Raw genomic sequence first — 10552 nt, 5'->3', positions numbered from 1 at the left:
TCTGCGCGGTGTGGTGCAGGGGCAGGTTGCGTAGGCCGGTGGACCGGGCGGCCCGGATCCGGTCCTCGGCCCTGGCCCGCAGCCGGTGACGGAGCTCGAGGGTGGCGATCGGCCGGTCAGGAGTGTTGGTCGCGAAGCACGTGATCCGCATGCCGTCCGCGTCTGTGATCCTCAACTGGGCGCCAGGATGGGGCCGTTCCTTGCGGATGATCAGTCGCATGCCCTTGGGCCAGCAGTCCAGGAGCTTGCCGGTGAGCTCGGCGATCCAGGCCCCGTCACGGGTCTCACCGTTGGTCTCGACGGCTGGGGTCCAGGCTGAGGCGGGGATCTTCAGCACGTGTTCGTGGATTGCTTCGGTGATCACCATGCCGACCGAGTAGGACAGCCATCGGCCTCGTTTCGCGAGCCAGGACACGAAGTCATGAGTGCCGCCGACGGAGTCCGTGCGGATCAGCGTCTGGCGCCCTCGCCGGTAGTGCTTCGGTAGCTGGGCGAGGGCCAGTTCGGCGGTGGTGATGTGGTCGGCAGCGGTCTTTGAGCCAGCGTTTCCCCCCTCATTCTTGCTGGTCAGAGGTACTTTCTGCTTTGCTGACCGCCTGCCGGACAGCCCGCTTCATGAAAGCGCGAGGCGAGGTGTGTCGCGAACGCTGAGAGACAACGAGAGAGAGCGGGAGTCAGTGAGACTGACTCCCGCTCTCTTATGTCGGCATTCGCCCTGGTCAGACCCTGGTTCTTGCTGGCTGACTGGCGAGTGCCCCCGGCAGGATTCGAACCTGCGCACACGGCTCCGGAGGCCGTTGCTCTATCCCCTGAGCTACGGGGGCGTGTCGGTGTGGAGCTTGTTGCTCGCGGCGACGGGTAGAACACTACCAGCTCCTCCGGGGTGGTCATGAACGGGTTTCCGGGGGTCGGGTCCCCCGCAGGGGGCGGAAGTGGGGAAAACCCGGACGCGGTGGCCGGTCCGGACCTACTCTCGAGTTGTGCCGGGCGCGTCGGGGCGGGTGCTTGTCGTGGACGACAACAAGGTCATCCGCCAGCTGATCAGGGTCAATCTCGAACTGGAGGGGTTCGAGGTCGTGACCGCGGCTGATGGTGCCGAGTGCCTGGACGTCGTGCATCAGGTGCAGCCCGATGCCGTCACCCTCGATGTGGTCATGCCCCGCATGGACGGGCTGCGGACCGCCGCTCGTCTGCGCGCCGACCCCCGGACCCGTGATCTTCCGCTCGCCATCGTCAGCGCCTGCACCCAGTACGAGGTCGACGCCGGCCTCGAAGTGGGTGTCGACGCGTTCCTCGCCAAGCCGTTCGAGCCGGCGGAACTCGTCGAGGTCGTTCGGCGCCTGATGGAGCGGACGGGCGGTCAGCGAGGTGAGCCGGTGCTGGGGGAGGGGAGCGAGCCCGGGCGGCTCACCGTCGAGGGGTAGGTAAGGACAGGAACGTCGGGTGACTCTCCCTCGCCCGGTGCGCCCGCCGGGCACCCCCTGCCGGCCGGTCTCCCTCCCTACGGCACCCGTGGCGCAGGACACGTCCACATCCCGGGACCCCGGGTAAACCGGCTCGCCTACCCACCCCCCTCCTCCCATACGCTTGTCCCGTGACCCCCGTCGAGCTCTCCCGCACCGTGCTGCACGCCGTCCGGCGTGCCGTCGAGGCCGGTGAGCTGTGTGTGGAGGTGCCGGCGCTTCCCGCGCGGGTGTCCGTCACGCCGCCGGGGCCCGGGGGGTGCGGGGACTACGCGACCAATGTCGCCCTGCAGCTCGCCCGGCCCGCCGGGCAGCCCCCGCTTCGGGTCGCCGAGGTGCTGCGGCCGTATCTCGACGGTGCCGCCGGTGTCGCCGGTGTCGAGATCACCGGACCCGGGTTCCTGAACATCCGCCTCGACCGCGCCGCCGACGCCGAGCTGGTGCGGACGGTGCTGCGGGACGGGGCGCGCTACGGCCACAGCGACCGCCTCGCCGGGCAGGTCTTCCCGGTGCGCGTCCCCTATGACGTACGCGCCGAGGTGCTGGCCGACGTACTGGCCCGCCTCATCGGCTCGCAGGGCGGGCGTGTCGAGGTCGATCACCGTGAACCCGTGACTCTGCGGCCCGTGCCCGCGCCCGAGGACCCCGCACCGCTCGGCCCGGACGCCGCCCGCTGGGCGCTGCTGCACCCCGCCCCGCACGACCGGCCCCGGATCACCTCCGAGCACCTGGTGCAGCGCGAGAGCAACCCTCTCTTCCTCGTCCGTTACGCCCACGCCCGCACCCGGGCCGTCAGCCGCAACGCCGCCGACCTGGGCTTCGCAGCAGACCTCGGCTCCGCCGAAGACCTTCCCTTCGGCTCCGCCGAACAAGCCGAGCGCATCGAGCAAGCCCAGCGCATCGAGCAAGCCGCGGGCATCGAGCAGGCCGCGCCCGGCCAGTACGCCGAGCACAGCACCCCCCACTCCCTCCTCCTCCCCCTCCTCGCCGACCACCCCCGCCTCCTCGCCTCCGCCGTCACCCACCCCCGCCCTGCGGGCGGCGCGGACGGCACGGGTGGTGCCCCCGACCCCGCCGCCCCCTCCCGCCTGGCCCGCCACCTGGTGGCGGTCGCCGACGCGACGCTCACCTTCCTGCCCACCGTCCTGCCCCGCGGGGCGGAGAAACCCTCGGCCGCCCACCGTGCCCGGCTCGCCCTCGCCGAAGCCGCCGGGACGGTGCTGGCCGGCGGCCTGTCCCTGCTCGGCATCGACGCACCCGACCACCTCTGAGCACAGCGGGGAAGACGAGAAGACACCGCGTGCCAGAGCCCACAGAGAGCCCCACGAAGTCATGAGCCGTTCCGCACACCCCGCCGGGCCCCGCCACGCCGACGTCCTGCCCGAGGGGCACTACACCGCCCCGCCCGCCGATCTGAACGCCCTCGACCCGAAGGTCTGGGCCGAGACGGTCACCCGGGACGACCAGGGCGTGCTCACCGTCGGCGGGATCGACGTCCGGCGGCTCGCCGAGGAGTTCGGCACGCCGGCCTACGTCCTCGACGAGACCGACTTCCGCTCCCGCGCCCGCGCCTGGCGCACCGCCTTCGGTCAGGACGCCGACGTCTTCTACGCCGGCAAGGCGTTCCTGTCCCGGGCCGTGGTGCGCTGGCTGCACGAGGAGGGGCTGAACCTCGACGTCTGCTCGGGCGGCGAGCTGGCCACCGCGCTGTCGGCCGGCATGCCCGCCGACCGGATCGCCTTCCACGGCAACAACAAGTCCGTCGCGGAGATCCGCCGGGCCGTCGAGGCCGGCGTCGGGCGGATCGTGCTCGACTCCTTCCAGGAGATCGTGCGCGTCGCCCACATCGCGCAGGAACTCGGCAAGCGCCAGCGCGTGCAGATCCGCGTCACCGTCGGGGTCGAGGCGCACACCCACGAGTTCATCGCCACCGCCCACGAGGACCAGAAGTTCGGCATCCCGCTGGCCGGCGGGCAGGCCGCCGAGGCGGTGCGGTGGGCGCTGCGGCTGGACGGGATCGAGCTGATCGGGATCCACTCCCACATCGGCTCGCAGATCTTCGACATGTCCGGCTTCGAGGTCGCCGCCCACCGGGTCGTGGGGCTGCTGAAGGAGATCCGGGACGAGCACGGCGTCGAGCTGCCCGAGATCGACCTCGGCGGCGGCCTCGGCATCGCGTACACCAGCGACGACGACCCGCGTGAGCCGCACGAGATCGCCAAGGCGCTCACCGAGATCGTGACGCGCGAGTGCGAGTCCGCCCGGCTCCGCACGCCCCGGATCTCGGTGGAGCCGGGGCGAGCCGTCGTCGGGCCGACCGCCTTCACGCTGTACGAGGTCGGCACGATCAAGCCCCTCGATCACCTCCGCACCTACGTCTCCGTCGACGGCGGCATGTCGGACAACATCCGGACCGCGCTGTACGACGCCGAGTACAGCGTCGCGCTGGTCTCCCGCAGCTCCGACGCCGAGCCGATGCTGACCCGGGTCGTCGGCAAGCACTGCGAGAGCGGCGACATCGTCGTGCGGGACGCGTTCCTGCCCGCCGACCTGGCGCCGGGCGACCTCGTCGCCGTACCCGCGACGGGCGCGTACTGCCGGTCCATGGCGAGCAACTACAACCACGTCCTGCGCCCGCCGGTCGTCGCCGTGCGCGACGGCGAGGCGCGGGTGATCGTCCGCCGTGAGACGGAGGAGGACCTCCTGCGTCTCGACGTCGGATGACCGGGAGCGACCCCGGGCCCGCCCCGGGAGCGTCCCGGCTGACCGAGGAGCGCCCCCGGAAGGCCTCCGGAGAAGACGCGTGGAAGATCTCCTGCGCACCGCGCCCGCGAAAATGAAATAGACGTCTCACGATCCGGACCGGGGATAGAAACTCCGGTCCGGTGGGTGAGACTGGTTCAACCTAGACGGTATGAGGAAACGAGGTCGGATGATGCGTACGCGTCCGCTGAAGGTGGCGCTGCTGGGCTGTGGAGTGGTCGGCTCAGAGGTGGCGCGCATCATGACGACGCACGCCGACGACCTCGCCGCCCGGATCGGTGCCCCCGTCGAGCTGGCGGGCGTGGCCGTGCGGCGGCCCTCCAAGGTGCGTGAGGGTATCGACCCCGCGCTGGTCACCACCGACGCCACCGCCCTCGTCAAACGCGGCGACATCGACGTGGTGGTCGAGGTCATCGGTGGGATCGAGCCCGCCCGGACCCTCATCACCACCGCCTTCGAGCACGGCGCCTCCGTCGTCTCCGCCAACAAGGCCCTGCTCGCCCAGGACGGGGCCGCCCTGCACGCCGCCGCCGGCGAGCACGGCAGGGACCTCTACTACGAGGCGGCCGTCGCCGGCGCCATCCCGCTGATCCGGCCGCTGCGCGAGTCGCTCGCCGGCGACAAGATCAACCGGGTGATGGGCATCGTCAACGGGACGACCAACTTCATCCTCGACAAGATGGACACCACGGGCGCCGGCTACCAGGAGGCCCTCGACGAGGCGACCGCCCTGGGGTACGCCGAGGCCGACCCGACCGCCGACGTCGAGGGGTTCGACGCGGCCGCCAAGGCGGCCATCCTCGCCGGGATCGCCTTCCACACGCGCGTGCGCCTCGACGACGTCTACCGCGAGGGCATGACCGAGGTGACGGCGGCCGACTTCGCCTCCGCCAAGGAGATGGGCTGCACCATCAAGCTGCTCGCCATCTGCGAGCGGGCGAAGGACGGCGGCTCGGTCACCGCCCGCGTGCACCCGGCCATGATTCCGCTCACTCACCCGCTCGCCTCCGTGCGAGGGGCGTACAACGCGGTGTTCGTCGAGTCGGACGCGGCGGGCCAGCTGATGTTCTACGGGCCCGGCGCCGGCGGCGCGCCCACGGCCTCCGCCGTCCTCGGCGACCTCGTCGCCGTCTGCCGCAACCGGCTCAGCGGGGCGACGGGGCCCGGCGAGTCGGCGTACGCCGCGCTGACCGTCTCGCCCATGGGCGAGGTCGTCACGCGGTACCACATCAGTCTGGACGTGGCGGACAAACCGGGTGTTCTCGCCCAGGTCGCCACCGTGTTCTCGGAGCACGGGGTGTCCATCGATACGGTTCGGCAGCAGGGACGGCAGGACGGGGTCGGCGACGCGTCCCTCGTGGTCGTCACCCACCGGGCCTCCGACGCCGCCCTGAACGGGACCGTCGAGGCGCTGCGCAAGCTCGACACCGTGCGGGGTGTCGCCAGCATCATGCGGGTTGAAGGAGAGTAACCAGCAATGACCCACCAATGGCGCGGAATCATCGAGGAGTACCGGGACCGGCTCCCGGTGTCCGACGGCACGCCGGTCGTGACGCTCCGCGAGGGCGGTACGCCGCTCGTGCCCGCGCAGGTGCTCTCCGAGCGCACGGGCTGCGACGTCCACCTCAAGGTGGAGGGCGCGAACCCCACCGGGTCCTTCAAGGACCGGGGCATGACCATGGCCATCAGCAAGGCCAAGGAGGAGGGGGCCAAGGCGGTCATCTGCGCCTCCACCGGCAACACCTCCGCCTCGGCCGCCGCGTACGCGGTGCGCGCGGGCATGGTGTCCGCCGTGCTCGTCCCGCAGGGCAAGATCGCGCTCGGCAAGATGGGCCAGGCGCTCGTCCACGGTGCCAAGATCCTCCAGGTCGACGGCAACTTCGACGACTGCCTCACGCTGGCCCGCGCGCTGAGCGACAACTATCCCGTGGCGCTGGTCAATTCGGTCAATCCGGTGCGTATCGAGGGTCAGAAGACCGCCGCGTTCGAGATCGTGGACATGCTCGGCGACGCGCCCCACATCCACGTCCTGCCGGTCGGCAACGCGGGCAACATCACCGCGTACTGGAAGGGGTACCGGGAGTACGCCGCCGACGGCGTGTCCACCAGGACGCCCCGGATGTGGGGTTTCCAGGCCTCCGGCAGCGCCCCGATCGTGCGCGGCGAGGTCGTCAAGGACCCGTCGACCATCGCCACCGCCATCCGCATCGGCAACCCCGCCTCCTGGCAGTACGCGCTGGCGGCGCGGGACGAGTCCGGCGGCCTCATCGACGAGGTGACGGACCGTGAGATCCTGCGCGCCTACCGGCTGTTGGCCGCACAGGAGGGCGTCTTCGTGGAGCCCGCGTCCGCCGCGTCGGTGGCCGGCCTGCTCAAGGCGGCCGAGCAGGGCAAGGTCGACCCGGGCCAGCGCATCGTCTGCACGGTCACCGGCAACGGTCTGAAGGACCCCGACTGGGCGGTCGCCGGCGCCCCGCAGCCGGTCACCGTACCGGTCGACGCGGCGACGGCGGCCGAGCGCCTGGGGCTCGCCTGACGGGGTAATCCCCACAAGGGGGGCACAGGGGGCTTACGACACGCATCGTGCGCCTCCTGTGCGCCCTATGTCGCCACAGAACCTTCCTTCGATAGGCTGGGAGGAACCCGCCCGCCGCATGTGCCTCGCTCGCACATGCCGCCGTGCCTCGCGCTGTGCCGCAGTACGGCGCCGTCCCGGGGCGTTCCGGGTGTCTCCCGTACGTATCGAATGTCATTCGACAGTTCCGCAGCTCAAGGAGAGTCAACGAGCGATGGCCGGTCCAGCGTTCCGCGCCGCCGCCGTCCGGGTGCGCGTCCCCGCCACCAGCGCCAACCTCGGCCCGGGCTTCGACGCCCTCGGCCTCGCGCTGGGGCTCTACGACGACGTCGTCGTCCGGGTGGCCGACTCCGGGCTGCACATCGACATCGCGGGCGAGGGCAGCGAGACGCTGCCGCGCGACGAGAAGCACCTCCTCGTCCGCTCCCTGCGAGCCGCCTTCGACGCCCTGGGCGGCCAGCCGCGCGGCCTGGAGATCGTCTGCGCCAACCGCATCCCGCACGGCCGCGGCCTCGGCTCCTCCTCGGCCGCCATCTGCGCCGGCATCGTCGCCGCGCGCGCCGTGACCATAGGCGGCGAGTCCCGGCTCGACGACGCGGCGCTGCTGGAGCTCGCCACCGAGATCGAGGGTCACCCCGACAACGTCGCGGCCTGTCTGCTCGGCGGCTTCACCCTCTCCTGGATGGAGGCGGGCGCCGCGCGGGCGATCAGGATGGACCCCTCGGATTCCATCGTTCCGGTGGTTTTCGTGCCCGGGAAGCCGGTACTCACCGAAACGGCGCGCGGCCTGCTCCCGCGCACCGTGCCGCATGTGGACGCCGCCGCCAACGCCGGCCGCGCCGCACTGCTCGTCGAGGCCCTGACCAGGCGTCCCGAGCTGCTGCTGCCCGCCACCGAGGACCGCCTGCACCAGGAGTACCGCGCCCCCGCCATGCCGGAGAGCGCGGCGCTGGTGGAGCGGCTGCGCGCCGACGGGGTCCCCGCGGTGATCTCCGGTGCCGGACCGACCGTGATGGCGCTGGCCGACGCGGATTCCGCGGCCAAGGTCGAGGCGCTGGCCGGCACCGACTGGGCCGCCAACCGGCTGAGCCTGGACCTGCGCGGCGCGAGCGTCCTGCCGCTGGCCCCGCCCGGCGACAGGACCACCGGTGAGCAGGGCGCCGGCGGCGCGGTCGCCGGCGGACGAACGACGGGGGAAAGGTCCGGTGAGGGCGGTTCCGGCGACACGGTCTCCGGCGGCACGGCTTCCGGTGACAGCTGAAAGGCCGCGGTTGCCGGATTTGGAGAGGGGGAATGTTTGTTGGATCCGGTAGTGTTAACCTCAAGTCTGCACCCGACCCCACCATGGCGAGGTGCCTCGTGTCCCCGTCCGGGACAGACATTCTTCCGGGAGCTCCCCGAGTCGCACTGCGTTCCGTACGACGTACCTGGGCAGTACGCCGTACAGCGACGCTGAGCGGTCCCCAGGGCACGCTCCGGAATCGGTGCGACCGCGCCACGTGACACTGACACCGGGTGCCACGGCTCGTCGGGGAAGCGCCGTCACCAGAAATTCTCTTCCGCCGCTTTGGCGGACCACCGCCCCGGCTCCGTCCGCACAGCAAGGACCGGATCCGGACAGCACAACCGGTCGCCGAGCCAGACAGGCCGACGTCCGCTCCAGGGAAGGACCCTTCGTGAGCGACACCACCGATCTGATGGGCGCACGTGTCGAGGAGACCGCTGCCGCGCCCGCCACGGACGCCTCCGCGCCTGCCACCGGTGCCGGCTCCCGGCGGCGCCGCGGTACCGGCCTCGAGGGCATGGTGCTGGCCGAGCTGCAGCAGGTCGCATCCGGCCTCGGAATCAGGGGCACCGCGCGGATGCGCAAGAGCCAGCTGATCGAGGTCATCAAGGAGGCGCAGGCCGCGGGCGGCGCCGCCGCCCCGCAGGCCGACGCCGCCGCCGAGACCAAGCCGAAGCGCCGCGCCACCTCGCGCACCCGTACGGGTGAGGAGAGCGCCGACAAGGCCGACAAGAAGGCCGCGGCGAAGGCCGCCGAGGCGCCGGCCGAGAAGGCCGCGGCCCAGCAGCAGATCGAGATCCCCGGCCAGCCCCAGCCGACGAACACCGAGGCACCCGCCGAGCGTCGGGGCCGGCGCCGGGCCACCGCCGAGGCGGGTGCCCCGGGCGGCACCGCCACCGAGACGGTCACCGCCGAGGCCAGGACCGAGACGAAGGCCGAGACGCCCGCCCAGCAGCCGCAGGGCGAGGCCAAGGCCGACGGCAAGAGCGACGCCGGCGAGGCCGAGGGCCGCCGCCGCGACCGCCGCGAGCGCGGCCGGGACCGTGACCGCCGCGGCAAGGGCGACGACCAGCAGGGCCAGCAGCGCGGTCAGCAGCAGGGCCAGCAGCAGGGCGGCGGCCGCCAGGACCGCCAGCAGGACGACGGCTACGACGACGAGGCGGGCGGCCGCCGGGGCCGTCGCGGCCGCTACCGCGACCGCCGTGGCCGCCGTGGCCGCGACGAGGTCAACGAGCCGCAGATCGCCGAGGACGACGTCCTGATCCCCGTCGCGGGCATCCTGGACATCCTCGACAACTACGCCTTCATCCGGACCTCCGGCTACCTGCCCGGCCCGAACGACGTGTACGTCTCCCTCGCCCAGGTCCGCAAGAACGGCCTGCGCAAGGGCGACCACATCACCGGCGCGGTCCGCCAGCCCAAGGAGGGCGAGCGCCGCGAGAAGTTCAACGCGCTGGTGCGCCTGGACTCCGTCAACGGCATGGCGCCCGAACACGGCCGCGGCCGACCGGAGTTCAACAAGCTGACCCCGCTCTACCCGCAGGACCGCCTGCGGCTGGAGACGGACCCCGGCGTCCTGACCACCCGCATCATCGACCTCGTCTCGCCCATCGGCAAGGGCCAGCGCGGTCTGATCGTGGCCCCGCCGAAGACCGGCAAGACCATGATCATGCAGGCGATCGCCAACGCGATCACCCACAACAACCCCGAGTGCCACCTGATGGTCGTCCTCGTCGACGAGCGTCCGGAAGAGGTCACCGACATGCAGCGGTCGGTCAAGGGCGAGGTCATCTCCTCGACCTTCGACCGCCCGGCCGAGGACCACACCACGGTCGCCGAACTCGCCATCGAGCGCGCCAAGCGACTGGTGGAGCTGGGTCACGACGTGGTCGTCCTGCTCGACTCGATCACGCGTCTGGGCCGTGCCTACAACCTGGCCGCCCCGGCCTCCGGCCGCATCCTGTCCGGTGGTGTCGACTCGACCGCCCTGTACCCGCCGAAGCGCTTCTTCGGTGCGGCCCGCAACATCGAGGACGGCGGCTCGCTGACCATCCTCGCCACCGCCCTGGTGGACACCGGGTCCCGCATGGACGAGGTGATCTTCGAGGAGTTCAAGGGCACCGGCAACATGGAGCTCAAGCTCGACCGGAAGCTCGCCGACAAGCGCATCTTCCCCGCGGTGGACGTCGACGCGTCCGGCACCCGCAAGGAGGAGATCCTGCTCGGCGCCGAGGAGCTCGGCATCGTCTGGAAGCTGCGCCGGGTGCTGCACGCGCTCGACCAGCAGCAGGCGATCGAGCTGCTCCTCGACAAGATGAAGCAGACCAAGTCGAACGTCGAGTTCCTGATGCAGATCCAGAAGACGACGCCGACCCCGGGCAACGGCGACTGAGCCACAGCCCAACGGCCCGGCCGTTACAGGGAGTCCCGCTCCTCACTTCAGGTGAGGGGCGGGACTTCCGTCGT

7 protein-coding genes, 1 tRNA gene and 1 pseudogene are annotated in these 10552 nt (G+C 71.6%); 7 read left to right on the top strand and 2 right to left on the bottom strand.

The genetic code is table 11. The annotated features are described in order from the left end of the window. Both ACSLTV_RS24710 and ACSLTV_RS24705 read right to left on the bottom strand, forming a co-directional pair. Positions 1 to 553: pseudogene (locus ACSLTV_RS24710) on the bottom strand (transposase); the annotation flags it as partial. Between the two features lie 199 nt (positions 554 to 752). Continuing rightward, positions 753 to 824 (bottom strand) — tRNA-Arg (locus ACSLTV_RS24705). A 108-nt stretch (positions 825 to 932) separates the two neighbouring features. Here ACSLTV_RS24705 and ACSLTV_RS24700 point away from each other — a divergent pair. The 7 genes from ACSLTV_RS24700 (at position 933) to rho (ending at position 10478) form a co-directional block, all read left to right on the top strand. Next, on the top strand, positions 933 to 1424 hold the full coding sequence (locus tag ACSLTV_RS24700) for a response regulator (protein WP_435612904.1): 492 nt from the start codon (positions 933 to 935) through the stop codon (positions 1422 to 1424). 170 nt (positions 1425 to 1594) lie between these two features. Beyond that, positions 1595 to 2734 carry an ArgS-related anticodon-binding protein NrtL gene (gene nrtL / locus ACSLTV_RS24695; RefSeq protein WP_435612903.1) on the top strand — a complete coding sequence of 380 codons (1140 nt, stop codon included), beginning with the start codon at positions 1595 to 1597 and terminating at the stop codon, positions 2732 to 2734. Between the two features lie 61 nt (positions 2735 to 2795). Continuing rightward, entirely contained in the window at positions 2796 to 4187 is a 1392-nt protein-coding gene (gene lysA, locus ACSLTV_RS24690; protein ID WP_435612902.1) for a diaminopimelate decarboxylase, read from the top strand. A gap of 211 nt (positions 4188 to 4398) precedes the next feature. Further along, positions 4399 to 5697 carry a homoserine dehydrogenase gene (locus tag ACSLTV_RS24685; protein ID WP_432134187.1) on the top strand — a complete coding sequence of 433 codons (1299 nt, stop codon included), beginning with the start codon at positions 4399 to 4401 and terminating at the stop codon, positions 5695 to 5697. A gap of 6 nt (positions 5698 to 5703) precedes the next feature. After that, the gene (gene thrC / locus ACSLTV_RS24680) at positions 5704 to 6762 is read left to right on the top strand and encodes a threonine synthase (protein WP_432134104.1); all 1059 of its coding nucleotides are present in this window, start codon (positions 5704 to 5706) and stop codon (positions 6760 to 6762) included. Between the two features lie 253 nt (positions 6763 to 7015). Next, positions 7016 to 8062 (top strand): homoserine kinase, encoded by a 1047-nt coding sequence (gene thrB, locus ACSLTV_RS24675; RefSeq protein WP_435612901.1) that lies wholly within the window; start codon positions 7016 to 7018, stop codon positions 8060 to 8062. Between the two features lie 415 nt (positions 8063 to 8477). Further along, a complete protein-coding gene (gene rho, locus ACSLTV_RS24670) occupies positions 8478 to 10478 on the top strand; it encodes a transcription termination factor Rho (protein ID WP_432134106.1) in 2001 nt (666 codons plus the stop codon). Positions 10479 to 10552: the final 74 nt, after the last annotated feature.

Source organism: Streptomyces sp. bgisy159 (assembly GCF_965341775.1).
Lineage (GTDB): Bacteria > Actinomycetota > Actinomycetes > Streptomycetales > Streptomycetaceae > Streptomyces.
This window is presented reverse-complemented; position numbering and strand designations above follow the sequence as displayed.

What these genes read in the sequence shown, in the direction of transcription:
- lysA (WP_435612902.1), top strand. Translation starts at nt 2,796, where the DNA reads ATGAGCCGTTCCGCACACCCCGCCGGGCCCCGCCACGCCGACGTCCTG.
- ACSLTV_RS24685 (WP_432134187.1), top strand. Translation starts at nt 4,399, where the DNA reads ATGCGTACGCGTCCGCTGAAGGTGGCGCTGCTGGGCTGTGGAGTGGTC.
- thrC (WP_432134104.1), top strand. Translation starts at nt 5,704, where the DNA reads ATGACCCACCAATGGCGCGGAATCATCGAGGAGTACCGGGACCGGCTC.
- thrB (WP_435612901.1), top strand. Translation starts at nt 7,016, where the DNA reads ATGGCCGGTCCAGCGTTCCGCGCCGCCGCCGTCCGGGTGCGCGTCCCC.